General features: G+C 69.3%; 25 protein-coding genes. 9 read left to right on the top strand and 16 right to left on the bottom strand.

Annotated elements, in window-relative coordinates:
• Positions 1–75: 75 nt before the first annotated feature.
• From GGR89_RS08190 to purM, 13 genes are all read right to left on the bottom strand, one after another.
• Entirely contained in the window at positions 76–1,392 is a 1,317-nt protein-coding gene (locus GGR89_RS08190) for a bifunctional folylpolyglutamate synthase/dihydrofolate synthase (protein WP_125977065.1), read from the bottom strand.
• Positions 1,393–1,524: 132 nt separating this feature from the next.
• A complete protein-coding gene (gene accD, locus GGR89_RS08185) occupies positions 1,525–2,385 on the bottom strand; it encodes an acetyl-CoA carboxylase, carboxyltransferase subunit beta (protein WP_125977064.1) in 861 nt (286 codons plus the stop codon).
• Positions 2,382–3,194: a tryptophan synthase subunit alpha gene (gene trpA / locus GGR89_RS08180; RefSeq protein ID WP_125977063.1), complete on the bottom strand. Its 813-nt coding sequence runs from the start codon at positions 3,192–3,194 to the stop codon at positions 2,382–2,384. The genes accD and trpA overlap by 4 nt, the downstream gene beginning before the upstream one ends.
• Positions 3,191–4,420, bottom strand: coding sequence for a tryptophan synthase subunit beta (gene trpB, locus GGR89_RS08175; RefSeq protein WP_125977062.1), 1,230 nt, complete (start codon positions 4,418–4,420; stop codon positions 3,191–3,193). Before trpB ends, trpA begins: the two co-directional genes overlap by 4 nt.
• The gene (locus GGR89_RS08170; protein WP_125977061.1) at positions 4,417–5,055 is read right to left on the bottom strand and encodes a phosphoribosylanthranilate isomerase; all 639 of its coding nucleotides are present in this window, start codon (positions 5,053–5,055) and stop codon (positions 4,417–4,419) included. Before GGR89_RS08170 ends, trpB begins: the two co-directional genes overlap by 4 nt.
• Positions 5,056–5,071: 16 nt before the next feature.
• Complete coding sequence (locus GGR89_RS08165) at positions 5,072–5,578, bottom strand: GNAT family N-acetyltransferase (protein ID WP_125977060.1); 507 nt, start codon at positions 5,576–5,578, stop codon at positions 5,072–5,074.
• Positions 5,579–5,649: 71 nt separating this feature from the next.
• The gene (gene pyrF / locus GGR89_RS08160) at positions 5,650–6,324 is read right to left on the bottom strand and encodes an orotidine-5'-phosphate decarboxylase (RefSeq protein WP_125973568.1); all 675 of its coding nucleotides are present in this window, start codon (positions 6,322–6,324) and stop codon (positions 5,650–5,652) included.
• A complete protein-coding gene (locus GGR89_RS08155) occupies positions 6,321–6,644 on the bottom strand; it encodes a LapA family protein (protein ID WP_125973570.1) in 324 nt (107 codons plus the stop codon). The genes pyrF and GGR89_RS08155 overlap by 4 nt, the downstream gene beginning before the upstream one ends.
• 63 nt (positions 6,645–6,707) lie before the next feature.
• A complete protein-coding gene (locus GGR89_RS08150) occupies positions 6,708–8,984 on the bottom strand; it encodes a patatin-like protein (protein ID WP_125973572.1) in 2,277 nt (758 codons plus the stop codon).
• The gene (locus GGR89_RS08145; RefSeq protein ID WP_125973574.1) at positions 8,984–9,676 is read right to left on the bottom strand and encodes an endonuclease/exonuclease/phosphatase family protein; all 693 of its coding nucleotides are present in this window, start codon (positions 9,674–9,676) and stop codon (positions 8,984–8,986) included. Before GGR89_RS08145 ends, GGR89_RS08150 begins: the two co-directional genes overlap by 1 nt.
• Before the next feature lie 41 nt (positions 9,677–9,717).
• A complete protein-coding gene (locus GGR89_RS08140; protein WP_125973576.1) occupies positions 9,718–9,915 on the bottom strand; it encodes a hypothetical protein in 198 nt (65 codons plus the stop codon).
• Between the two features lie 70 nt (positions 9,916–9,985).
• On the bottom strand, positions 9,986–10,582 hold the full coding sequence (gene purN, locus GGR89_RS08135) for a phosphoribosylglycinamide formyltransferase (protein WP_125973578.1): 597 nt from the start codon (positions 10,580–10,582) through the stop codon (positions 9,986–9,988).
• A complete protein-coding gene (gene purM, locus GGR89_RS08130) occupies positions 10,575–11,681 on the bottom strand; it encodes a phosphoribosylformylglycinamidine cyclo-ligase (protein WP_125973579.1) in 1,107 nt (368 codons plus the stop codon). Before purM ends, purN begins: the two co-directional genes overlap by 8 nt.
• Before the next feature lie 64 nt (positions 11,682–11,745).
• Between purM and GGR89_RS08125 the strand changes: the two genes are divergently transcribed.
• Genes GGR89_RS08125 through GGR89_RS08110 form a run of 4 tightly spaced genes read left to right on the top strand, consistent with a single transcriptional unit; the run spans position 11,746 to position 17,270 of the window.
• The gene (locus tag GGR89_RS08125) at positions 11,746–12,993 is read left to right on the top strand and encodes a heavy-metal-associated domain-containing protein (protein ID WP_167712866.1); all 1,248 of its coding nucleotides are present in this window, start codon (positions 11,746–11,748) and stop codon (positions 12,991–12,993) included.
• On the top strand, positions 12,990–13,604 hold the full coding sequence (locus tag GGR89_RS08120) for a P-loop NTPase family protein (RefSeq protein WP_125973583.1): 615 nt from the start codon (positions 12,990–12,992) through the stop codon (positions 13,602–13,604). Before GGR89_RS08125 ends, GGR89_RS08120 begins: the two co-directional genes overlap by 4 nt.
• Complete coding sequence (locus tag GGR89_RS08115; RefSeq protein WP_125973585.1) at positions 13,601–15,769, top strand: RNA degradosome polyphosphate kinase; 2,169 nt, start codon at positions 13,601–13,603, stop codon at positions 15,767–15,769. Before GGR89_RS08120 ends, GGR89_RS08115 begins: the two co-directional genes overlap by 4 nt.
• A gap of 4 nt (positions 15,770–15,773) precedes the next feature.
• On the top strand, positions 15,774–17,270 hold the full coding sequence (locus GGR89_RS08110; RefSeq protein WP_125973587.1) for a Ppx/GppA phosphatase family protein: 1,497 nt from the start codon (positions 15,774–15,776) through the stop codon (positions 17,268–17,270).
• Positions 17,271–17,400: 130 nt separating this feature from the next.
• Here the strand turns inward: GGR89_RS08110 and trmFO are convergent, their stop codons facing one another.
• A complete protein-coding gene (trmFO, locus tag GGR89_RS08105) occupies positions 17,401–18,714 on the bottom strand; it encodes a methylenetetrahydrofolate--tRNA-(uracil(54)-C(5))-methyltransferase (FADH(2)-oxidizing) TrmFO (RefSeq protein ID WP_125973589.1) in 1,314 nt (437 codons plus the stop codon).
• A gap of 46 nt (positions 18,715–18,760) precedes the next feature.
• Between trmFO and GGR89_RS08100 the strand changes: the two genes are divergently transcribed.
• Complete coding sequence (locus GGR89_RS08100) at positions 18,761–19,192, top strand: DUF488 domain-containing protein (protein WP_125973591.1); 432 nt, start codon at positions 18,761–18,763, stop codon at positions 19,190–19,192.
• A gap of 273 nt (positions 19,193–19,465) precedes the next feature.
• A complete protein-coding gene (locus GGR89_RS08095; protein ID WP_125973593.1) occupies positions 19,466–19,981 on the top strand; it encodes a PilZ domain-containing protein in 516 nt (171 codons plus the stop codon).
• Between the two features lie 18 nt (positions 19,982–19,999).
• Here the strand turns inward: GGR89_RS08095 and GGR89_RS08090 are convergent, their stop codons facing one another.
• Positions 20,000–21,370, bottom strand: coding sequence for a class II 3-deoxy-7-phosphoheptulonate synthase (locus GGR89_RS08090; protein ID WP_206431223.1), 1,371 nt, complete (start codon positions 21,368–21,370; stop codon positions 20,000–20,002).
• A gap of 331 nt (positions 21,371–21,701) precedes the next feature.
• Between GGR89_RS08090 and GGR89_RS08085 the strand changes: the two genes are divergently transcribed.
• Genes GGR89_RS08085 through GGR89_RS08075 form a run of 3 tightly spaced genes read left to right on the top strand, consistent with a single transcriptional unit; the run spans position 21,702 to position 24,708 of the window.
• Positions 21,702–22,844: an 8-amino-7-oxononanoate synthase gene (locus GGR89_RS08085; RefSeq protein ID WP_125973597.1), complete on the top strand. Its 1,143-nt coding sequence runs from the start codon at positions 21,702–21,704 to the stop codon at positions 22,842–22,844.
• Positions 22,841–23,467, top strand: a complete 627-nt coding sequence (bioD, locus tag GGR89_RS08080; protein WP_125973599.1) for a dethiobiotin synthase — start codon at positions 22,841–22,843, stop codon at positions 23,465–23,467. The genes GGR89_RS08085 and bioD overlap by 4 nt, the downstream gene beginning before the upstream one ends.
• Complete coding sequence (locus tag GGR89_RS08075) at positions 23,467–24,708, top strand: adenosylmethionine--8-amino-7-oxononanoate transaminase (RefSeq protein ID WP_125973601.1); 1,242 nt, start codon at positions 23,467–23,469, stop codon at positions 24,706–24,708. The genes bioD and GGR89_RS08075 overlap by 1 nt, the downstream gene beginning before the upstream one ends.
• On the opposite strand, the gene GGR89_RS08070 is transcribed toward GGR89_RS08075, so the two are convergent.
• Positions 24,709–25,119, bottom strand: a complete 411-nt coding sequence (locus tag GGR89_RS08070) for a TM2 domain-containing protein (RefSeq protein WP_241217836.1) — start codon at positions 25,117–25,119, stop codon at positions 24,709–24,711.
• Positions 25,120–25,214: the final 95 nt, after the last annotated feature.

Here is a 25,214-nt window from a genome sequence, read left to right as displayed (position 1 = left end):
GATTCTCCGATGGGCGTCGGAGCAATCATCGCATTCTGTTATTAATAGTCAATCGCAATAAGGCGGGTTGCGGCGTCAGTCGGGCAATTCGCCGTTCGCCTCCAGCACCACGCCCGCCAGATAGAGCGAGCCGAGGATGAGGACCGCGCTCGGCGGGGCTCCTGCGATGCGGTGTGCAACGACGTGGAGCGCGTCGGGGACGTGCTCGGCGGTACCGGTAACGGGCACCCCGAGCCGCGCGACCAGCGCCGCAAGCTCGGCAGGCGCATGATGGGCATGGCCGGGGATGGGCACCGTGGTCACGCTCGCCAGCCGGGCGGCGAGGGGCGCGATCAGGCCTTCCGGGTCCTTGTTGGCGAGCATGCCCAGCACGAGGTGGCAGGGGCGGTCGGCAGCAACCGCGGCCACCGTTCCCGCGATCGCAGCGCCCGCGGCGGCGTTGTGGCCACCGTCGAGCCAGACCGGCGTGCCGGCGGGCAGCGGCGCGGTCAGCGGGCCGTCGCCGAGCCGCTGCATGCGCGCCGGCCAGCGGGCGCCGGTCGCCGCAGCGGCGAGGGCGGTATCTGGGATGGCCAGCGCGTCCTGGTGGCGCAGCATCGCGATGGCGAGCGCGAGATTGCCGGGCTGGTGGGGGCCGGACAGCGTCGGCAGCGGGGTTTCCACCGTTCCCTTCGCGTCGCGGTAGATCAGGCGATCGCCTTCCACTCCATAGTCCCAGTCCGCGCCCTCCGCGAGGACCGGCACGCCTGCCCCCGCAATCACCTCGGCGATTTCGGGAGCATAGCGCATCGTCACCAGCGGCACGCCGGGTTTGGCGATGCCGGCCTTCTCGCGCGCGATCTGCGGCAGCGTGTCGCCGAGAAACGCCTGATGGTCGATGCCGAGTTGCGCGATGCCGGTGGCGATCGGCGCGGGGACGACGTTGGTGGCGTCCAGCCGCCCGCCCAGGCCGACCTCGATCACGCAGGCATCGGCGGGGGTGCGCGCGAAGGCGAGGAAGGCGGCGGCGGTGGTGACCTCGAAGAAGCTCGCGCCGATATCGCCGCCGGCATCGAGCACCTCGGCGAGCAGCGGGGCGAGGGTGGCGTCGTCGATCAGCGTGCCGGCGAGGCGGATACGCTCGTTGAAGCGGACGAGGTGCGGGCTGGAATAGACATGGACGCGCAGACCCGCTGCTTCGAGTGCTGCGCGGAGAAAGGCGCAGGTCGAACCCTTGCCGTTGGTCCCGGCGACATGCAGCACCGGCGGCAGGCGGAGATGCGGGTTGCCGACGCGCTCCAGCAGACGGGTGATGCGGTCCAGGCCGAGAATGTCGGCGCCGGGGGAGAGCAGGGTCAGCCGGTCGAGCTGGGCTTGCACGGCGGGATCGGTGGAGCGAGCGAAATCGGGCATGTCGCTTATGAACTCAGCCCCTCCTCGTTTGAGGAGGGGTTGGGGTGGAGGGATTCCAGAACGAACATTAGTCTCGGTGAGACACGGCCCCACCCCAAACCCCTCCCCCGAGGGGGAGGGGCTTAGGCAGGATTACGCCGCCGCGCGGGCCTCGCAGAGCAGGCCGATCAGCTGGCCGAGCGTGTCGCGCAGGTCGCGGCGGTGCGTCACCATGTCGACCAGGCCGTGGTCGCGATAATATTCGCTGGTCTGGAAGTCGTCGGGCAGCTTCTCGCGGATCGTGTTCTCGATCACGCGGCGACCGGTGAAGGCGAGCGTCGCGCCCGGCTCGGCGATCTGGACGTCGCCCAGCATCGCATAGGCGGCCATCACGCCGCCCGAGGTCGGATCGGTCAGCACGACGATATAGGGCAGGCCCGCATCGTGGAGCATCTCGATCGCCACGGTGGTGCGCGGCATCTGCATCAGGCTGAGAATGCCCTCCTGCATGCGCGCGCCGCCCGAGGCGGTGAAGACGATATAGGGCGCCCGCGCGGCAATCGCGGTTTCGACGCCGGCGATGAACGCCTCGCCCACCGCCTGGCCCATCGATCCGCCCATGAAGGCGAAGTCCTGCACGCCGATCACCGCCTTGTGGCCGTGGATCGTGCCGCTGGCGTTCTGGAACGCGTCCTGCTCACCGGTGCTCGCCCGCGCTGCCTTGATCCGTGCCGTATAGGGCTTGGAGTCGCGGAACTTCAGCGGGTCCTCGGCGACCTTGGGGCTGGGCAGCAGGGTGAACTTGCCCTCGTCGAACAGCTGCTCGAACCGCTTGGTCGCGCCGATGCGATCGTGGAAATCGCAATGCGGGCAGACATTCTGGTTCTCCTCGAATTCCTTCATGAAGACCATCTGTCCGCATCCCTTGCACTTGTGCCAGAGATTGTCGGGGCTCTCCTCGCCACGGGTGGTGACATAGGCGAGCGCGTTGCGGACGCGCGTAATCCAGCTCATGCGACTTCCTTGCGTGCGGCGACCAGCGCCGTCTTCAGCGTAGCGATATAGGCACGGACGGGCTCCGCCGCATCCGCGCCGTGGCGGCCGACCAGCTCGACGATCGCGCTGCCCACGACGACCCCATCGGCAACGCGGCCGATGGCGGCGGCCTGTTCGGGAGTGCGGACGCCGAAGCCCACCGCGATCGGCAGGTCGGTCGCGGCCTTGAGGCGGGCGACCGCTGCTTCGATCGAGGCCGTGGCGGCCTGCTGCAGCCCGGTGATCCCGGCGACCGAGACATAATAGAGGAACCCCGAGGCGCCCTCCAGCACCGCCGGCAGCCGTACCGCATCGGTGGTGGGCGTGGCGAGGCGAACATTGCCGAGCCCGGCGGCGCGGAGCGCTTCGCCCAGGCTGTCGTCTTCCTCGGCGGGAATGTCGACGCAGATCGCACCGTCGACGCCGGCGTCGCGGGCGGCATTGGCGAACCATTCGGGCCCGCGGCGCGTCATCGGGTTGGCATAGCCCATCAGCACCAGCGGCACGTCCGGATGGCGCGCGCGGAACGCGGCGGCGACGGCGAGCACGTCCGCCGTGGTGGTGCCGGCGGCGAGGCTGCGCAGGTTCGCCGCCTGGATCGCCGGGCCGTCCGCCATCGGATCGGTGAACGGCATGCCGAGCTCGATCACGTCGGCGCCGCCCGCGACGAGCGCGTCGAGGATCGCCGCGGTCGCGCCCGGCGTCGGATCGCCGGCGGTGACGAAGGTCACCAGCGCGGCGCGACCCTGATCGGCGGCGCGGGCAAAGGCGTTGGCGAGCCGGGTCACATCTTCACTCCCAGGGCATCGGCCACCGTGAAGATGTCCTTGTCGCCGCGACCGCAGAGATTGGCGAGGATCACCTTGTCGCGCGGCATGGCGCGGGCGACCTTGGCCACTGCGGCGATGGCATGGCTCGGCTCGAGCGCGGGGATGATACCCTCGGTGCGGCAGAGCAGCTGGAAGGCGTCGAGCGCCTCGGTGTCGGTCACCGCCGTATAGTCGACGCGGCCGATGTCGCGCAGCCAGGCGTGCTCGGGGCCGATGCCCGGATAGTCGAGCCCCGCCGAGATCGAATGCGCCTCGGTGATCTGGCCGTCCTCGTCCTGCAGCAGATAGGTGCGGTTGCCGTGGAGGATGCCCGGCGCGCCGCCGGCGAGGCTGGCGGCGTGGCGCTTGTCGAGCCCTTCGCCCGCAGCCTCGACGCCGAGCATCTTCACGTCCGCATCGTCGAGAAACGGATGAAACAACCCGATCGCGTTCGACCCGCCGCCGATCGCGGCGACCAGCAGGTCGGGCAGCTTGCCGGTGCGTGCCAGCATCTGCGCGCGCGCCTCGCGGCCGATCACCGACTGGAAGTCGCGGACCAGCTCCGGATAGGGGTGCGGGCCGGCGGCGGTGCCGATGATGTAGAAGGTGTCCTCGACGTTCGCGACCCAGTCGCGCAGGCCCTCGTTCATCGCGTCCTTGAGAGTCGCCGCGCCCGAGGTGACCGGCACCACTTCGGCGCCGAGCAGCTTCATCCGGAACACGTTGGGCTGCTGCCGCGCCACGTCGGTCGCACCCATGTAGATGACGCAGGGAAGGCCGAAGCGCGCGCAGACGGTGGCGGTGGCCACGCCGTGCTGGCCGGCGCCGGTCTCGGCGATGATCCGCGTCTTGCCCATGCGACGGGCGAGGAGAATCTGGCCGATGCAATTGTTGATCTTGTGCGCGCCGGTGTGGTTCAGCTCGTCGCGCTTGAACCAGACCTCCGCGCCCATGCCGTCGGGCGCGCTCTCGCGCAGCGCCTCGGTCAGCCGCTCGGCATAATAAAGCGGGCTGGGGCGACCGACATAATGTTCGAGCAAATCGTCGAACTCGGCCTGGAAGGCGGGATCGGCCTTGGCGGCGGTATATTCGCGCTCCAGGTCGAGGATCAGCGGCATCAGCGTCTCGGCGACGAAGCGTCCGCCGAACTGGCCGAAATGCCCGCGGTCGTCGGGCTGGGCGCGGAAGGAGTTGGGTGCGGTCATGATCGGGCCACGGCTTTAAGGAATGCGGCGATCTTGTCCACATCCTTGATGCCCGGCGCGGCCTCGATGCCCGAAGAGACATCCACGACACGGGCACCGGTGACGCGGATCGCCTCGATTACATTGCCCGCGTCGAGCCCGCCGGAGAGGATCCAGGGCAGGGGATGGGTGAAGCCGTCGAGCAGGGTCCAGTCGAAGCGCAGGCCGGTGCCGCCGGGGACCTTGGCGCCTTCGGGGGCCTTGGCGTCGTAGAGCAGCCGGTCGGCGGCGCCGCGAAAGGCAGCGGCGGGGACGAGATCGGCGCGGGTCTTCACCGCGAGCGCGGCCCAGGTCTCGCGGCCGGTGCGCGCCTTCACGGCGGCGGCGCGCTCGGGGCTGACCTTGTGGAGCTGGATCACGTCCAGCCGCCCGGCGGCAATCGCCGCGTCGAGCAGCGCATCGTCGGGATCGACGAACACGCCGACGCGGGCGACATGCCCCGGCACGCGCGCGGCAAGGCCCTGCGCCTTGTCGAGGCTCAGGTGGCGCGGGCTGGGCGGGAAGAAGACGAAGCCGATATGACTGGCCCCATCGGCTACGGCGGCGTCGAGCGTCTCGAGCGTGGACAGGCCACAGATTTTCGCGGTTGCGGGCATCGCTGCCCTGTAGGCGCTAGACCAGCTTCTTGGCCAGCACCGTCATGAACAGCGGCGGATCCAGCGGGATCGGGAAGTCGCAGCGCGCGCCGGTTTCGGCATAGCCGCGGCGCACATAGTAATCGATCAGCTTGCGGCGTTGCTCGATCACCGTCATCTCCATCCGCGTGCAGTCAAGGACGGTGCGGGCATGCGCCTCGGCGGCGGCGATCAGCTGGCGGCCGAGCCCCGCGTCCTGGCGCAGCGGATCGATGCAGAGCAGGCCCAGATAGGCCGTCCCGCCGCCCCGGTTCGCGACGTTGACGCAGCCGATCGCAGTCTCACCTTCCCAGGCGCCGAGCAGCACCTGCGCCGGATCTTCGACGATGGCGTTGAGGGTCGGCAGATCGGTGCGCGGGCCCTCGATCAGGTCGGCCTCGTGCGTCCAGCCCTGGCGGGCGGTTTCGCCGCGATAGGCGCGCTCGATCACGGGGTGGATCGCCGGCAGGTCGGCAGTGGTGGCGGGGCGGATGGTAGGAGCCATGGTCCCCTTGGGGGAGGGAGGGGACCCGCTGCCGGAGGCAGTGGGGAGGGTGAGGGGGGCCTTGCGGCGAGTTACAAGGTCGCCGCGATCGCCCGCGCTGCTGCGTCCGGATCCTCGGCCTGGGTAATCGGCCGGCCGATCACCAGGATCGACGCCCCGGCATTGACCGCGCTGCGCGGCGTGACCACGCGCTTCTGGTCGCCGACATGCGCATCGGCCGGGCGCACGCCGGGGACGACGAAGAAGCCGTCCTTCCACGCCGCATGCGCCGCCTTCACCTCTTCGCCCGAGCAGACGATGCCGTCGACACCCGCCGAGCGGGCGAGCTCGGCCAGCCGCATCACCTGCTCGTGCGGATCGGGCTTGAGGCCGATCGACGTCATGTCGTTGCCGTCGAGGCTGGTCAGCATCGTAACCGCGACGACCTTGGTGCCCTCGGGCGCGGCCGCCTTGGCGTCCTCCAGCATCGCCCGGCCGCCGGCGGCATGCACCGTCAGGATCGCCGGATTGAGCGGCCGCAGCGCCTGGATCGCCTTGGCGACGGTGTTGGGAATGTCGTGAAACTTGAGGTCGAGGAAGATCGGCACGCCGATCTCGGCCATCTCGTGCACGCCGTGGCGGCCGTTCGCCATGAAGAATTCAAGGCCCAGCTTGATCCCGCCGACATGGTGGCGGACCTTCTGGGCGAGCGCCTTGGCCTTTTCCAGCTCGGGCGTGTCGAGCGCGACATAGATGCGGCTGCTCATGCGCGCGGCTCCTCGATGGCGACGGGCTCGGCAACCGGCTCGAAGCGCGGGGCGGGGGTGGCGGGGATGGCGCGCAGGTCGGCGAGCGCGCGCTCCAGCCCGGCGAAGCGCTGCCGCATCCGCCAGCGCAGCGTCTGATAGGCGATCAGCATCGGCAGGAAGCCGGCGAGGAACACGACGATCAGCAAGAGCGGCAGGCTGATATCGGCGACGAGACCGCCCCAGAGCTGGATGCTCACGCGCTGCTCGCCATTGTAGATCACGAACCCGGCGATCACGCCGCCGAGCAGGAGCCACAACAGCACCTTCAGAAACCGCATTCCGCTCCCTTCCTGGCAAACCCTGCGCGCCTTCTAGGCCCGAGGGGGCCCGCTTGCCAAGGCTCAGCCGATTTCGGCGCGCAGTTCGGCGATCAGCCCGGGGATTGCGGTGAGGGCGGGGGCCTCCTCGTCGAGGATCGCGTGGAAGGCGCGGCGCTTGAGGGTGGCGATCTGCTCGGCATCGGGGCGCGCTTCCCGGTCGAGCGTGGACAGCACGATGTCGATCAGCCGGTCGGCGCCGTTGAGGCGACCCCAGAGATAGTCGTTTTCGCGGTACGCGCGGCTGAAGAACGCGCCGAAATTGTTGAACTGGTTGCCCTTGAGCATCGCCGCGACGCCGCCGGTGCGGATCGCCTTGGCGTCCTCGGGTGAGATCCGGTCGACGCGGATCGGGTCGAACTCGTCCATGCCTTCGCCCTGGAGCAGCGGCAGCGTCGCGATGTCGAAGAAGGGGAAGCCGAGATAGGCGAGCAGCATCGGCCGCCGCAGCTCCTTCGACAGCGCGCTGAACCCGGCGGAGAGCACCTCATCAGTCTGCCGGTCGAGCGCGCGGAGCTGCATGCGCTCGGCAAGCGTGTCGAGCACCATGGCGGGATCGCCCGCCAGCTTGTCCTGGAGATCGGCGAAGGTGTCCGAGCGCTTGAGCTCGAGATAGGCGGCGAGCGCGCCGTAGATCGCGTCCCGCATCGGCCGCATCGCGCCCCGCGGGGCGGACTGCTCGAGTTCGGCGAGTCGCCGGGCGAGCAGTCGCAGGCGGCGGATGCGGAAGCCGAGGTCGTGGCCGCGCAGGAAGTCGAGTGCTTCGGGCGAGGCGCCGCCGGGCAGCGACGCGCCGAAGCGGTCGGCCCCGCGCGTCCGCACCGTTTCGCGCAGCCGGCGTCCGAGCGAGCGGAGCCGCGATCCGTCCTGCTGTCCGGCAAGCGCCTGGAGCAGGCGCGCGGTCCGGTCGATCGCGCCGTCGACCTTGAGCAGCGCATAGGCGGTATGGCCGTAGCCCGCCTTCGCCGCGGCAGCGACCTGCGCGCGCTTGCGCCACGCAGCGAGCCGCTTGGGCGTCGGGTAATCGAGCCACAGCGTATAGCCGAACAGCGACTCGACCTGCGCCTCCACCTCGGCGCGGATCTCGGAGACGATCGCGAGCATCCGCTCGATCCGGTCCGAGCGGGCGGCGATCACATCGAGATTGTCACGGATCGGCTGCTTGCGCGGCAGTTCCGACAGCGCGCCGATCAGCGTCGAGAAGAAGCCCGGGCGCTCGCGGCGTGGCCCGTAGAAGTCGAACCGCATGTCGGGCGTGGGATCGAGGAAGACGAAGCGCCGGTCGACCTGGCGGCGGGCAGGGCGCTCGCGCAGCGCGTCCATCGCCGGCCCGAACGGCGCGTTGGCCAGCACCGATCCGTCGATCAGCACGGCTTTCTCGGCGCGGCTCTCCGCCCATTGCTCGGGCAGCGCGCGCTGCAGGAAAGCGTCGCGTCCCGCCCAGGCCTCGCCGCGATCGGCGAGCACCTTGTCGAGCTCCTCCACCATCAGCGGCGGGAAGGCACCGGGGAAGCTGGAGGTCGCGCGGGCGGCAAAGCCCAGCGCGGCGGGATGGGCGATGCCGGTACCGCGGCCGTGATCGGTGAAGCTGAAGACGAGGCGATGCTCGGTCTCCACCACTTCCGGGGGCGTGTTGAGCCGCAGCGTCTCGGCATGGCCGCGAAAATCGGTGGCGGTGACGAACAGGTCGAGCGGCTGGCCTTCGGGCAGCAGCCGGCGCTCGGCGGGGCCCCGGGCCATCTTGTCAAAGGCGGCGAGCAGCGTCTTGAGCAATTGCTCGCCGCCGAAGGGCGGCTCGAACCAGCGCGAGCGAACGAAGCGTTCGAGCTTTTCGCGCACCTCAGCGCGTGCCCCGGCCTCCACCGTTTCCTCGACGCCATGCTCGCGGTTGGAGAGCATCCAGGCGATCGGCTTGGCCCAGATCTTGGCGAAGCGGTGCGACGGCCCCTGGCTCGGCGCCAGCAGCGCGTCGACATCGGCATGGTCGAGCCACATCGCCGTCAGCGGGTCGAGCGACTGGCCGGTGGCGATCGCCTGCGCGAGGAACACCGCGTTGATCCCGCCGGCACTGGCACCCGACAGGATGTCGACCAGCACGCGCAGGTTGAGCCCGCTGCGCTCGCGAATGTCCTCGATGAGCGCGCGATAGACGCTGTGGAGCGGCGTCCCCTCGCGCTCGGCGCAGCTCGCGCGGGCGAGGTGCCACACCTCCTTGGTGATGCCGTGCATGTACACCGCCAGGCTGATCCCGCCATAGCAGACCAGCGCCAGCCGCAGTTCCTTTTCCTGCGTCTCCTGCATCAGCGGTGCCGCACCTCCGCCCAGACGGGGAGGTGGTCGGAGGCGGTGCGCGCCGCCAGGCTGTGGTGCACGCCGGCATCGCCGAACGCCAGTTCGGGCGAGGCCATGATCCGGTCGAGTCGCGCCATCGGGCGGCGCGCGTGGAAGCTCTTGCCGGTGGCGGCGAAGGCGAAATGCTGGGCGAAATCGCGCAGGCAGCCGCGCTCGGCGCTCCATTCGTTGAGATCGCCCATCATCACCGTCGGCATCGGCGGGAGGTCCGCCAGCTGGGTGAGGATCGCATGCGCCTGGCGCCGGCGCCACAGGCCGGACAGATCGAGGTGCATGCCGAGGACGCGCAGCTTCTGTCCCTGGATGCGGAGGTCGGCCATCACCGCGCCGCGCGGCTCCAGCGTCGGCAGATGGAGTGCCGCGCAGCCGAGGATCTCGGCTTCCTTGCGGACCAGCAGCGCGTTGCCGTGCCAGCCCATCGATCGCGCGCGCATGCCGAATTGCACCGGCTTCCAAGGGCTGTGCTCGGCGAGCAGGCTTTGGGTGAGCACCGCCTCGCGCGCGCCGAAGCGGCGATCGGCCTCCTGCAAGGCGATCACGTCGGCGTCGACCTCGAGCAGAACCTCGAGCGTCCTCTCCGGTCGGCGTCGTCGGTCGGTGCCGATCGACTTCCGCATGTTATAGCTGGCGACCTTGATCATCCGCGCCCCTTATCGGCGCGGGCACTATGGCAGCACAAGTCTCAATAACCCGTTTCGCCCCGTTCGCGCTGGCCTGCCGCCGCTTCGGCCGCGGCGAGCAGGCTGCGGCCGGTGGCCTCGGCGGCCTCGGGGGTCATCGCGACGGCGACGCCGTTGGGGCCGTCGAGCAGCACGAGCCCGAGTTCGGCGGTGGCGATCCCGCCTTCTTCCTCCGGCGTGAGCGCCGAGTCCTTGGCCATGTCGGTCATTTCCCCTTGTTCGGTATGAACGAGGATGAACGCGGGATGACGGCCAAATATCCGCGGCGTGTCAGTCGCGGAGCCAGTCGGCGAGCGTTTTGGCGTAGAGTTTGTGCTCCTCCGCCAGAACGCGCGCGGCAAGGCTGTCCGCGGTGTCGCCCGGGAGGATTGGGACCCGCGCCTGGCCGAGCACCTCGCCACCGTCGAGTTCCTCGGTGACGATATGGACCGAAGCGCCCGCCTCGGCGTCGCCGGCCGCGATCGCGCGGGCGTGGGTATCGAGGCCCTTGTACTTGGGCAGCAGCGAGGGGTGAATGTTGACGATCCGCCCGCGCCAGCGCGCGACGAAATCGTCGGACAGCAGCCGCATATAGCCGGCAAGCGCGATCGCCTCGACGCCTGCCGCGCGCAGTGCGGCGTCGATCTTCGCCTCGTACTCGGCCTTGGGCATGCCCTTGGGGCTCTGCGCGAAGGTCGGCACGCCGCGCTCGGCGGCCCAGGCGAGCCCGGCCGCTTCCGGCTTGTCGCTGGCGACCAGCGCGACGGTGTAGGGGCAGTCCGGCGCCGCGGCGGCCTCGACCAGCGAGGCCATGTTCGATCCGCGGCCCGAGATCAGGATGCCGAGTCGCTTCTTCGGACTTGAGGCGCCGGCAGACGCCTCACCCATGGTGCGTGGCGCTCCATGGCGCACGCGCGCTCCAGGTCTCGTCGCCGCCGACCACGGTGCAGCCGCGCTCGCCGGCTTCGATCGTCCCGATGGTGAACACGGTCTCGCCCGCCGCGGTCAGCGCCGCCGACACCGCCTCGGCCTGGTCGGCAGCGACCACCGCGACCATGCCGATGCCGCAGTTGAAGGTACGCGCCATCTCTTCGGGCTCGATATTCCCCTGCGCCTGCAGGAACGCCATCAGCCGCGGCAGCGGCCAGGCATCGGCGTCGATCCGGGCATGGGTGCCCTCGGGCAGCACGCGGGGGACATTCTCGAGCAGGCCGCCGCCGGTGATGTGGGCGAGGCCGTGGATCGTGCCCTTGCGGAGTTCCGGCAGCAGGCTGGCGACATAGATGCGAGTCGGCGCCATCAGCGCGTCGATCAGCAGCCGCTCCTGGTCAAACAGCGCCGGGCGATCGAGCTTCCAGCCCTTGTCCGCCGCGAGTCGCCGCACCAGCGAGAAGCCGTTCGAATGCACGCCGTTCGAGGCGAGGCCGAGCAGCACGTCGCCGGGCGCGATCTTCTTGCCGTCGAGCAGCCGGTCGCGCTCGACCGCGCCGACGCAGAAGCCCGCCAGGTCATAGTCGCCGTCGGCGTACATGCCCGGCATCTCGGCGGTCTCGCCGCCGATCAGCGCGCAGCCGGCCTGGCGGCAGCCTTCGGCGATCGACGCGATCACCCGCTCGGCAACCGCATTGTCGAGCTTGCCGCTTGCATAATAGTCGAGGAAAAACAGCGGCTCGGCGCCCTGGACGATCAGATCGTTGGCGCACATCGCGACAAGGTCGATGCCGACGCCGTCATGATGGTTGTGCTCGATCGCCAGCTTCAGCTTGGTGCCGACGCCGTCGTTCGCGGCGACCAGCAGCGGATCGGTAAAGCCCGCCGCCTTCAGGTCGAAGATGCCGCCGAAGCCGCCCAGATCGGCGTCCGCGCCGGCGCGCCGGGTGGAACGGGCAAGCGGGCCGATCGCGCGCACCAGCGCATTGCCCGCCGCAATCGAAACGCCCGCCTGGGCATAGGTGTAGGGGCCATGGCCCGCCTTGGTCTCGCTCATGGGAGAGCGCCCTAGCCACAACGCGCTTGGATTTCCACGCCCGGTTCGCCAAAAGGGCGCCCGCATGCAGTTTCGCCGTCCCAAAACCGTCCTTGGCGCCCTTTCGGTGCTCGCGCTCGCCGGTGCGGGCATCATGGCGGCACGCGGGCAGGGCGGGGCGCCCGCCGGGCCGGTGGGGGCCGCCGGCAGCTTCGAAGTGAGCGGCGTGAAGGTCGACGTCTCGGGCAAGAGTGCCGAGATCGCGCGCCAGGGCGGCTGGCGGATCGCGCAGCGCAAGGGCTGGTCGATGCTGTCGCAGCAGCTCACCGGCACGCCGGGATCGCTCTCCGATTCGGCCCTGGACGCGATCGTCACCGGCATCGTCGTCGAGCGCGAGCAGATCGGGCCCAATCGCTACATCGCCAGCCTGGGCGTGCAGTTCGATCGCGCCAAGGCGGGCTCGATCCTGGGCGTGTCGATCGCGGTCACCCATTCGCCGCCGATGCTGCTGGTGCCGCTGCAATATTCGGGCGGCGTCGGGCAGGTGTTCGAGCGCGACACCGCCTGGGCGCGCGCCTGGAACCGGCTGCGCGCCGCGGGCAGCACGATCGACTATGTCCGCCTGCGCGGCACCGGCGCGGACAAGCTGCTGGTCGATACCGGGCAGACGCTCCGCCATGGCCGCAACTGGTGGCGGACGATCCTCGACCAATATGGCGCGGTCGACATGCTCGTCGCCGAGGTGCAGCTGCGCCGCGACTATCCGGGCGGGCCGATCGTCGGCATCTTCTCGGCGACGCACGGCCCGGACAAGGATCCGATTACCAGTTTCGCGCTGCGGATCGACAATGGCGACGCGATCGACGCGCTGTTCGACACCGCCGTCGCGCGCATCGACAAGGCCTATCAGGCGGCGCTGGCCGCCGGCCGGCTCCATACGGACGCAGTGCTCGCCGCGCGGCCCCCGGTCGCCCAGCCGGCCGCGCCGGCACCCGAGGAAGTGCCGCTGCCGACGCCGCTGCCGAGCGTGGAGGCCACGCCGGGCGCCACCGCCGCGACCACGTCGCTGTCGGTCCAGGTCGAGACGCCCAATGCCGCTGCGGTCAACGCGTCCGAAAGCGCCGTGCGCGGCGTGCCGGGTGTGCGCAGTGCCACCACCACCAGCCTCGCGCTGGGCGGCATCTCGGTGATGCGCGTCGCGTTCGACGGATCGCAGGCTGCGCTGCGCGCCGCGCTCGAGTCGCGCGGCTGGAGCGTGCAGGAAGGGCCGGGCGTGCTCCGCATCCGTCGCGGGGCCGCGCCGCAGGCATCGCCGACCCCCAAGGCGCAATGAGCCAGCTTCGCCTGCCGCTGGGGCTGCCCGAGGCGAGCGAGACGGACTTCCTGGTCAGCGACTCGAACGCCCGCGCCGTCCAACAGCTCGAACATTGGGCGACCTGGCCCGTCATGGCCGCGCTGCTGGTGGGCCCGCGAAAGTCCGGCCGCAGCCTGCTCGCGCGGATCTTTGCCGCCAAGAACGGCGCGACGATCATCGACGATGCCGAGCGCGCCGACGAGGCCGACATCTTCCATGCCTGGAACGACGCCCAGGGCGCGCGTCGCCCGCTGCTGATCGTCGCCGACGCCGCGCCGCCGCTCTGGGAGGTGACGCTGCCCGATTTGCGCTCGCGCCTCGCCGCCTCGCCGTTGCTCGAGATCGGCCCGCCCGACGACGCGCTGATCCCGCTGCTGCTCGAACGCGCCTTCACCCGGCACCTGCTCCACGCGACCCCGGCCGTGATCGCCTGGATCGCCAGGCGGATCGAGCGCAGCCATGTCGCCATCCTGCGCGTTGCCGACGTGCTGGAGATGGAGACCGACGGCCGTTTGTCGATCCCGGTGGTGAAGACTACACTCCAGGCTGCAAGCCTTTTGACGCATTCCGACGATAGCGAGAGCGAATGACCGAATCCGCCGCACCTGCGACCATCGCCCCCGCCGATCCCACCGAAGCACGCTATTTCAACCGCGAGCTCTCCTGGCTGGCCTTCAACCGCCGCGTGATGGAAGAGGCGTGCAACCCCGCGCATCCGCTGCTGGAGCGGCTGCGCTTCCTCTCCATCTCGGGGAGCAATTTCGACGAATTCTTCATGGTCCGCGTGGCGGGCCTGATGGGCCAGCAGCTGCAGAATATCGACACCCGCTCGGCCGACGGGCTCACCCCGGCGCAGCAGCTGGAGGCGATCTCGGCCGAAGCCGCGACGCTTGCCGACGAGCAGCAGGCAGTGTGGGTGGACATTCGCGCACAGCTTGCGGTGGCGAACATCTTCGTGCTCGAAGCCGATGCGATCGAGGGCGAGACCGAACAATGGCTCGCCAATCACTTCCGCGAGCAGATCTTCCCGATCCTGACCCCGCAGGCGCTCGATCCCGCCCACCCGTTCCCGTTCATCCCCAATCAGGGATCGAGCGTGATCTTCAACCTGCTGCGCAAGTCCGATCGCGAGCCGATCCAGGAACTGGTGATGTTGCCGACGACGCTCAAGCGCTTCGTCCGCTTGCCAGGCAGCCCAGCGCGCTACGTCGCGATCGAGACGCTGATCAAGCATTTCTGGGGGCTGCTCTTCCCCGGCTACGAGATGCTCGCCGCCGCCACCTTCCGCGTGCTGCGCGACAGCGACATCGAAATCGAGGAGGAGGCCGAGGATCTGGTCCTTACCTTCCGCTCGGCGATCAAGCGGCGTCGCCGTGGCCGCGTGATCCGTCTGGAGATGGAGGAGGGCATCGCCCCCGATCTCGAAGCGGTGCTCAAGGAAGAGCTGGGCGGCAGCGATGCGCTGCTCACCGAGACGGGCGGCTTTCTCGGCGTCGGCGACCTTTCGATGCTGGTCGACGAGGACCGGCCGGACCTGAAATTCACCCCCTTCTCCGCGCGCTTCCCCGAACGGATCCGCGAATATGGCGGCGATTGCTTCGCGGCGATCCGCGCCAAGGATATCATCGTCCACCACCCGTACGAGACGTTCGACGTCGTGCTCAGCTTCCTCCAGCAGGCGGCGGCGGACCCGGACGTGGTGGCGATCAAGCAGACGCTCTATCGCGCCGGCAAGCAGCCCGCGGTCATCAACGCGCTGATCGCCGCCGCCGAAGCCGGCAAGTCGGTCACCGCGGTGGTCGAGCTCAAGGCCAGGTTCGACGAGGAGCAGAACCTCTATTGGGCGACCGCGCTGGAGCGGGCGGGCGTGCAGGTCGTCTATGGCTTCATCGACTGGAAGACCCACGCCAAGGTCTCCATGGTCGTGCGCCGCGAGGGCGATCGCTATCGCACCTACTGCCATTTCGGCACGGGCAACTACCACCCGATCACCGCGCGCATCTACACCGACCTCAGCTTCTTCACCGCCGATCCGCGGATGGGGCGCGATGCGGCGCAGATCTTCAACTACGTCACCGGCTATGTCGAACCGCAGCATCTGGAGCTGCTCGGCATCTCGCCGCGCGACCTCCGCAAGCGCCTCACCGCGCTGATCGAGGAGGAGATCGAGCATGTCCGCGCCGGGCGCCCGGGCACGATCTGGGCGAAGATGAACTCGCTGGTCGATCCGGCGATCATCGAGAAGCTCTATCAGGCCAGCGCTGCCGGCGTGCAGATCGAGCTGGTCGTGCGCGGCATCTGCTGCCTCCGCCCGGGCGTCGCGGGCATGAGCGAGAACATCCGGGTGAAGTCGATCGTCGGCCGCTTCCTTGAGCACAGCCGCATCTGGGCGTTCGGCAACGGCAAGGCGCTGCCCAATGACGGTGCAAAGCTGTATATCTCCTCCGCGGACTGGATGCAGCGCAACTTCGATCGCCGCGTAGAGTTCATGTTGCCGCTGCTCAACAAAACCGTGCACGATCAGGTGCTCGACCAGGTGATGGTCGCCAACCTGCTGGACAACGAACAGAGCTGGCTGCTCGCGCCCGACGGCCATTACGACCGGATCGTTCCGGGCGAAGACGGGGAATTCAACCTGCATCGCTATTTCATGACCAACCCCTCGCTTTCGGGCCGCGGCGCCGCCGTGGAGGCGCGCAAGCCCGTGCCCAAGCTGTCGCCGCGCAAGCGTCGCCTCGCGGCGAAGGGCGGCTGAGCGGGTGGCCACGGTCCTGTTCCGCAAGCCGCGCGCCCAGTCCGAAGGCGCCCGGCCGCGCACGGCGATCATCGATATCGGTTCCAATTCGATCCGCCTGGTCGTCTATGAAGGCCCGGCACGACTGCCCGCGATCCTGTTCAACGAGAAGGTGATGGCCGGGCTCGGCAAGGGCCTGGCCGAGACCGGCGCGATCCATGCCGGCGGCCTTGCCAGCGCACGCGCCGCGCTCGGTCGGTTCGCGCTGCTCGCCCGCGAGATGCAGGTGAGCGAGCTGCGTACCGTCGCCACCGCCGCGGTGCGCGATGCCTCCAATGGCGGCGAGCTGATGGCGATGGCCAAGGCGCTCGACCTGGAGGTCGAGCTGCTCTCGGGCGTCGAGGAAGCGACCGCCGCCGGTCTGGGGGTGCTGTCGGGCATCCCCGAAGCCGACGGGGTCGTCGGTGATCTCGGCGGGGGCAGCTTGGAACTGGTTCGCGTCGTCGCCGGCACGGTGACCGACCGCGTCTCCTTCCCGCTCGGCGTGCTCCGCCTCGGCGCGATCCGCGCGCGGGGCAAGGGCGTGCTGGAGCGCGAGGTCACCCGTATGATCGAGGCGGCGGGCTGGAAGGGGCGGGGGAAGGGCCTGCCCTTCTACATGGTCGGCGGCTCGTGGCGCTCGCTCGCCAAGCTCGACATGCACCTCAGCAACTATCCGCTGCCGATCGTCCATCATTACCCGCTGGCAATCGACCGGGTCGAGGAACTCGGCCGCCGCGTCGAGGGCGCGACCAAGGCCGATCTCAAGACCGTTCCCGATCTGTCGAGCGCGCGCATTCCCTCGCTGGCCGATGCCGCCGCGCTGCTGGTGGCGGTGACCCGGCAGCTCGGCAGCACCGGGACGATCGTCTCTGCGTACGGCCTGCGCGAAGGCCTGCTGTTCCAGCGCCTCTCTGCCGAGGAGCGGCAGCAGGATCCGCTGATCGTCGCCGCGCGCGAGGAGGGCCAGCGCTCGGGGCGCTTCCCCGAGCATGGCGATCTGCTCGATGCCTGGCTGGCACCGCTGTTCCGCGACGGGCCGGAATGGTCGCGGCTGCGGCATGCCGCCTGCCTGCTCGCCGATGTGGGCTGGCGGGCCAACCCGGAATTCCGCGCCGAACGCGGCATGGAGATCGGGCTGCACGGCAATTGGGTGGGTATCGACGCCGCAGGTCGCGCGATGGTCGCGCAGGCGCTGTACACTTCGCTGGGGGGCGCGATCGACAGCCCCGCGCCCCTCGAACGGCTCGCTACGACCGAAGCCTTGGCCGAAGCCAAGCGCTGGGGGCTGGCGATGCGACTCGGCCAGCGGCTGAGCGGCGGCGTCGCGCGGCCGCTCAAGCGGTCGCGGCTGCGGCTGGAAGGGTCGTCGCTGGTGCTCAGCCTCGCCGATGGCGACGAGCCGCTCTATGGCGAGGCGGTGGAGAAGCGCCACCGTGCGCTGGCGCTGGCGATGGCGAAGGAGCCGGTGCTGGAGACGTGAACCTGGGCTCTACGCCGTCATCCCGGCGAAAGCCGGGATCCATTGGCCTAGCGCTCCCGGCTCCATCTGGAACGTAGAGGCTTCTGGATCCCGACTTTCGTCGGGATGACGGCTTAGAAGGTGCCCCCCCTCAGGCCGCCAGCCAGTCCTTCAACGCCGCCCGCGCCCGATCGGTATACATCCGCTTGCGATCGGCCTTCTTGGTCCGCCCCTCGATCGGCGGGAACAGCCCGAAATTGACGTTCATCGGCTGATAGGTCTCGATTTCCGCCTCGCCGGTGATGTGCGACAGCAGCGCCCCCAGCGCCGTCTCGCGCGGCGGCGCGGGCAGGTCCACGCCGGCAATCTCCGCCGCGGCGAACCGTCCCGCCAGCATCCCGATCGCCGCGCTCTCGACATAGCCCTCGCAGCCGGTGATCTGCCCGGCAAAGCGGATATTGGGCGCACTCTTCAGCCGCAACGTGCCGTCGAGGAGTTCGGGCGAGCGCAGGAAGGTGTTGCGGTGCAGGCCACCCAACCGCGCGAACTCGGCATTCTCCAGCCCCGGGATGGTGCGGAACAGCCGTACCTGCTCGGCATATTTGAGCTTGGTCTGGAAGCCGACCATGTTCCACAAAGTGCCGCTGGCATTGTCCTGCCGCAGCTGCACCACCGCATAGGGCCAGCGCCCGGTGCGCGGATCGTCGAGGCCGACGCCCTTCATCGGGCCGTAGCGCAGCGTGTCGACGCCGCGCTCTGCCATCACCTCGATCGGCATGCAGCCTTCGAAATAGGGGACGTTTTCCCACTCGCGGAACTCGGTCTTCTCGCCCGCCATCAGCGCGGCGTGGAATTCGAGATACTGCTCCTTGGACATCGGGCAGTTGATATAGTCCTTGCCCGAGCCCTTGTTCCACCGGCTCTGGAACCAGGCGGTCTCCATGTCGATCGACTCGCGGTGGACGATCGGGGCGATCGCATCGAAAAAGGCGAGGCTGTCCTTGCCGGTCGCGCGGCCGATGCTCTCCGCCAGCATCGGCGCGGTCAGCGGACCCGTCGCGATGATGGTGCGGCCCTCGGCGGGCAGCGAGTCGACCCGCTCGCGGACGATGGTGACGTTGGGGTGCGCCTCCAGCGCTGCGGTCACCCCGTCGGCGAAGCCGTCGCGGTCCACCGCCAGCGCCGAGCCGGCGGGCACCTTGTGGATGTCGCCCTGGGTGAGGATCAGCGAGCCGAGCGCGCGCATCTCCTGATGGAGCAGCCCGACCGCGTTGCTGTCGGCATCGTCCGAGCGGAAGCTGTTCGAGCAGACGAGCTCGGCCAGCCGGTCGCTCTGGTGCGCGGGGGTCATCTCGCCCGAACCGCGCATTTCGGAAAGGCGGACCTTATATCCCGCCTGAGCGAGCTGCCACGCGGCCTCCGAGCCGGCAAGCCCGCCGCCGATGATATGGATGTCGTGAGTCACGCAGCCGCCCATAGCGGCATGACGGCACGATGACAAAGGAGCGAGGATGCGAATCTACACGATCGGCTATGAAGCCACGACGATGGCCGAGTTCCTCGCTGCGCTGACCAGGGCGGGGGTGCAGCGGGTGATCGACGTCCGCGCGCTGCCGCTGTCGCGCCGCCCGGGCTTCTCCAAGTCGAGCCTTGCCGCGAGCCTGCGCGAGGCGGGGATCGACTATGTCCATCTCAAGCAGCTCGGCACCCCCAAGCGCGGACGCGACGCCGCGAAGAAGGGCGACGTGGCGACGCTGCGCGAAGTCTATGACGTCCAGCTCGGGCTGCCCGAGGCACAGGCGCAGGTCGCGCAGATGCGGGCGCTGGCGGCGGAGAAGCCGAGCGCCTTGCTCTGCTACGAACGCGATCCGTGCCATTGCCACCGGACGCTGCTGCTGGAAGCCGAAGGCGAGGGGGCGGAGGTGATCGACCTCTACGCCTGATCTCCCAAAAAGGCCGGGGCAGCCCCGTGGGACTGCCCCGTTTAGTTCGGGGAGAGTCGACGCGAGGGGGAACGAAACGCGTCGACAGGCAGTGATCTGCACGGCCCGTGTTGCAGCCGCGTGTCGCTTCGTTGCGATGCGGCCGAAAAATTGTCGCGGGCGCCGACAAAGCCTTCGTTAACCATGATCTCTTAAGATAATTTCCGCGGCGTTTACCGCCTCGCAACGCCTGCGCGTGCAAAGCGGAGCCCAACGCACGCCAGTGGAGCGCTTATGGGTATCGCGGCACGACTGTATCAGGACGGACGCTGGGCCGAGCGGCACAGTGTCGAGCTCGAAGCGACGCTCCGCGACTCGGACTGGGCGCCGGTCGACGTGACGATCGAAGATCTGTCCAACGGCGGCTTCCGCGTCGTCGCGGGCGCCGAGCTCAAGGTGGGTGACGCGATCGCGCTCGGCATCGCCGGCATCGGCACGCGCGAAGCATCGGTCGTATGGGGCACCGCCGGCATTTATGGCTGCGAGTTCGTGACCCCGCTCAGCGATGCGGACCTCCGCACCGCCGTGTCCGGTCCTGCTGCCACCCCGATCGCCTTCCCCAAGACGCCGCTGCCGACGCCCCAGCCCACCCCGCCGGTGGTCGAGGGGTGGAACGCATCTGCCAGGGAAGTGAAATTCTCGGTCCGCACCCGGCTGGCGATCATCGTCGGCAGCGCGGTGCTCGCCTGGATGCTGGTCTTCGCGATCGGCTATGGCCTGTGGGCGCTGGCGGGCGCGCTGCTCCGCTGAGCAACGCGCCGCCGGACGTCAGGCCGCGGCCTTGCGGCGCTCGGCCATTTCGTCGTTGAGCATCTCGGCGAGCAGGAACGCCAGTTCCAGGCTCTGACCCGCGTTGAGGCGCGGGTCGCAATGCGTGTGGTAGCGATCGGCCAGGCCCTGTTCGGTGATCGCGATCGCGCCGCCGGTGCATTCCGTTACATTCTGCCCGGTCATCTCGGCATGAATGCCGCCGGCGAAGGTGCCCTCGGCGCGGTGGACGGCGAAGAAGCCGCGCACCTCGGCGAGGATCCGGTCGAACGGCCGCGTCTTGTAGCCGTTCGCCGCCTTGACCACGTTGCCGTGCATCGGGTCGCAGCTCCACACCACCGGATGGCCCTCGCGCTTCACCGCGCGGACCAGCTTGGGCAGCCCCGCCTCGATCTTGTCATGGCCGTAGCGGGTGATCAGCGTCATCCGCCCCGGCACCCGGCCGGGGTTGAGCGTGTCGAGCAGCCGCAGCAGCGCGTCCGGCTCCAGGCTCGGCCCGCACTTCATCCCGATCGGGTTGCCGATGCCGCGCAGGAACTCGACATGCGCCGAGCCCTCGAAGCGGGTGCGGTCGCCGATCCACAGGAAGTGTGCCGAGGTATCGTACCAGTCGCCGGTGAGGCTGTCCTGCCGGGTCAGCGCCTGCTCATAGGGGAGCAGCAGCGCCTCGTGGCTGGTGTAGAAATCGGTGCCCTTGAGCTGCGGCACGGTATCGGGGTTGATCCCGCACGCTTCCATGAAGTCGAGCGCCTCGCCGATCCGGTCGGCGACATCGGCGAACTTGGCCGACCAGGGGCTCTTGCCCATGAAGTCGAGCGTCCACTTGTGCACCTGGTGCAAATTGGCATAGCCGCCATTTGCAAAGGCGCGCAGCAGGTTGAGCGTCGCCGCAGACTGGCTGTAGCCCTGCACCATCCGCTGCGGATCGGGAATCCGCGCCTCGGGCGTGAAGGCGATGTCGTTGACATTGTCGCCGCGGTAGCTGGGCAGCTCGACGCCGTCGATCACCTCGGTATCGGCCGAGCGCGGCTTGGCGAACTGGCCCGCCATGCGGCCGAGCTTCACCGTCGGCAGCTTGGAGGCGAAGGTGAGCACCACCGCCATCTGCAGGATCACCCGGAAGGTGTCGCGGATGTTGTTCGGGTGGAACTCGGCGAAGCTCTCGGCGCAGTCGCCGCCCTGGAGCAGGAACGCCTCGCCGCGCGCGACCTTGCCCAGCTCGGCGGTAAGTTCGCGCGCCTCGCCGGCGAAGACCAAAGGCGGATAGCTGCTCAGCTGCCGGGTGGCGGCGTCGAGCGCGCCCTTGTCCGGATATTGCGGCATCTGGCGCGCTTCGGCGCGCGTCCAGCTATCGGGGGTCCAGCTTGCCATTGCACTCTCCACGTCGCGGACGGCGACGTGCCAGTCCGCATGCTCGGCGATTCCCATCGCCGCGATCTGGTTCATCACCTTGGTGTTGGCGCGTTTGCCGTCGGTCTCCCACCCTTGCACGGTGGAGCCCGGCGTATCGAACCAGGCACCGAAGGCGGCGCGGGTGAGGGAGCGTTCCTCGCGAAACTGGCGGATCTTGGAACCGGCTAACGTCGTCATGTCGGCCCCTTACCCGGCTGGGGTAAATGGAGGCAAGCGTTTTCTTACCCCAGCGGGGTAAAGATGGGCGGATCGATTGCACGCGAGCGCCGCCGGGTGTAGCCGCGCCGCAATGCACGCATTTGAAGCACAGGCGCGCGACCTTGCCGATCTCGCTGCGCGCGGGCGCGGGCGCAGGCTGATCGACCGCGAGGGCGCGGACTTCGCGTCCAACGATTATCTCGGCCTTTCCGATTCGCCGGCGCTGCGCGACGCAGTGGCGGCGGCGCTGGCACGAGGCGTGCCGGTCGGCTCGGGCGGCTCGCGGCTGCTGCGCGGCAACCATGCCGAGCATGAAGCGCTGGAGGCCGAGGCGGCGGCGTTCTTCGGGCGCGAGTCGGCGCTGTATTTCTCCAGCGGCTATGCGGCCAACGCGGCGCTGCTCGCCACCTTGCCCCAGCGCGGCGACCTCGTGTTGTTCGACACACTTATCCACGCCAGCGCGCATGAGGGCATGCGACTTGGGCGCGCAGAGACCCGACAGGCGGCGCATAACGACGTCGCTGCCTTCGCCGAGGCGATCGCCGGCTGGCGGCGCGAGGGCGGGGCAGGGCGCGTTTGGATCGCGGTCGAGAGCTTGTACAGCATGGACGGCGATGTCGCGCCGATCGCCGCGCTGTCCGCGCTGGCCGAGGCAGAGGGTGCCATTCTGCTCGTCGACGAGGCGCACGCGACTGGCGTCTACGGCCCGCAGGGGCAGGGGCTGGCTTATGGCCTGCCGACCGCCAACCTGATCACGCTGCACACTTGCGGCAAGGCGCTGGGCTGCGAGGGGGCGCTGGTCACCGGCCCGGCGATCGTCCGCGACTTCCTCGTCAACCGTGGTCGGGCCTTCATCTTCTCGACCGCGCCGTCGCCGCTGATGGCAGCCGCCGTGCGCGCGGCAGTGAAGATCGTCGCGGAAGGGCACGATCTCCGATCCGAGCTGGCCGAGCGGATCGCTACCGCCCGCACTGCGCTCGCGCCGCTCGGTGTGCCAGTGGGCGACACCCAGATCCTGCCGCTGATCCTCGGCGACGACGTGCGGACCATGGCGGTCGCCGGTACGCTCCAGGAAAGCGGCTTTGACGTCCGCGGCATCCGCCCGCCGACCGTTCCCGCGGGCACCGCGCGCCTGCGCATCTCGATCACCAACAATGTGTCGCCCGGCCAGATCGCCGCGCTCGCGGAGCGGCTGGCGACGCTTCTCCCCGCAGCCGAGCCTATCGCAGCATGACTCAGACCTTCATCGTCACCGGTACCGATACCGGCATCGGCAAGACCGTGTTCGCCGCCGCGCTCGCCGGTGCACTGGGCGCGCGCTACTGGAAACCCGTTCAGGCCGGGCTCGACGACGGCAGCGACAGCGAACGTACGGCAGCGCTCTCGGGCCTGCCGATCGGGCACATCCTCCCGGAAGCCTACCGCCTGGTCACGCCCTGCTCGCCGCATCTGGCCGCCGAGATCGACGGCGTGACGATCGACCTCGATCGCCTCGCCCTGCCGCAGGTTGACGGTCCGCTGGTGGTGGAAGGCGCAGGCGGCGCGCTGGTGCCGGTGACGCGCGATATCCTCTATGCCGATGTCTTCGCCCGCTGGGGCAAGCCGGTGGTGCTCGTCGCGCGCACCGCGCTGGGCACGATCAACCACAGCCTGCTCTCGATCGAGGCGCTGCGCGCGCGGGGCGTGGCGATCCATGGCATCGCGTTCGTTGGCGATCCGGTCGAGGACAGCGAGGCGACCATCGCCGCGATCGGCAAGGTAAAGCGGCTCGGCCGCCTGCCGATGCTGCCCGAGCTCACGTCGGCCGCACTCGCCCAGGCCTTTGCCGACGCGTTCGACCTGGCGGACTTCGCCTGATGTCGTCGGTCTGGCACCCCTTCACCCAGCATGGGCTGGGCGAGCCGATCCCGATGGTAAGCCACGCGCGCGACGCGGTGATCCACACCGCCGACGGTCGCAGCTTCATCGACGCGATCTCGTCCTGGTGGGTGACGACCCACGGCCATTGCAACCCGCGCATCATGGCGGCGATCGCCGAACAGGCGGGCAAGCTCGACCAGATCATCTTCGCCGGCTGGACCCACGAGCCCGCCGAGACGCTCGCCGCCGGGCTGCGGGGCATCCTGCCGCGCGCGCTCGAACATGTGTTCTTCAGCGACAGCGGCTCCACCGCGGTCGAAGTCGCGCTCAAGATGGCGCTCGGCTATTGGCACAATCGCGGCGAGGACCGCAGCCGCATCCTGGTGCTCGAGCACAGCTATCACGGCGACACGATCGGCGGCATGTCGGTCGGCGCGCGCGGCGTGTTCAACCGGCCCTATCAGCCGCTGCTGTTCGATGTCGGCACCATTCCATTCCCGAGCGCCGGTGCCGAACAGGCGACGCTCGACGCGCTGGAGGCCGAATGCCGCGCGGGTGCCGCCGCCTTCATCGTCGAGCCGCTGGTGCTGGGGGCAGGGGGGATGCTCTTCTACACCCCCGCGCTGCTCGCCGAGATGCGCGCCATCTGCACGCGTCACGACGTCCTCTTCATCGCCGACGAAGTGATGACCGGCTGGGGCCGCACCGGCACGCTGACGGCGTGCGAACAGGCGGGCGTGGTGCCCGACATCCTCTGTCTCTCGAAGGGCATCACCGGCGGCGCGATCCCGCTGGCGGCGACGCTGGCGACGGCACCGATCTTCCAGGCGCATGTGTCCGAGGATCGCGCGCGGATGTTCTTCCATTCCTCCAGCTATACCGCCAACCCGATCGCCTGCGCCGCCGCCGTGGCGAACCTCGCCATCTGGCGCGACGAGCCGGTGCTGGCGCGGATCGCCCGGCTGGGCGAATGGCAGCAGGCGGCGCTCGACCGGCTCGCCGGCGTGCCCGGCCTGATCGGCCATCGCCGCATGGGCACGATCGCGGCGCTGGAGATCGAACAACCGGAAAATACCTATCTCTCGGCGATTGCGCCGCGGCTGATGGCCTTCGCGCGCGACCGTGGCGTGCTGCTCCGGCCGCTCGGCAACACCGTGTACGTGATGCCGCCCTACAGCATCACGCGCGCACAGCTCGACCAGGTCTGGGGGCTGGTGCCCGACTTCCTCGCGGCCTGATCAGCGGCGCGGATAGCGCTGGGCGAACTCGGTATCGCTCATCAGCAGATAGCGGATCGCATCGACGAACGCCCAGACGCCGGTGACCAACGCGCCGACGATGGTGCAGGTAAGCAGCAGCATCACGACGCCCGATCCGGTACGGCCGAGATAGAAACGGTGAATGCCGAGCGTGCCCAGGAACAGCGCGAGTACCGCGGCGACGATCTTGCTCCGCGGCTCGCCAACCGGCGCCGGTACGTCGCCACCCTCGAGCAGGCGGAAGATGCGGCGGGCGCGCTTGCCGTCGACGTCGAAATCGACCTTGGCGCCGACCGCGGGGTGGCGGCTGTCGCTCCAGTCTTCCTGGGTGAAGACATAGCGGCTGCCGTCTTCCCCGGAAATCTGGCCTTCGCCGCTGGACCGATCCACCCCCAACACTTGCCCGCGCATTGCTTCCCCCGAAAATTCGTCGCGTTTTGTGGGGGAGGTAAAGGCGGGAAGGCAAGCAAATTCCTCCCCGTGCC

It is taken from the genome of Sphingomonas trueperi (genome assembly GCF_011927635.1).
Lineage (GTDB): Bacteria > Pseudomonadota > Alphaproteobacteria > Sphingomonadales > Sphingomonadaceae > Sphingomonas > Sphingomonas trueperi.
Note: the sequence above shows the minus strand (reverse complement) of the source record. Positions and strands in the feature narration are given on the sequence as shown.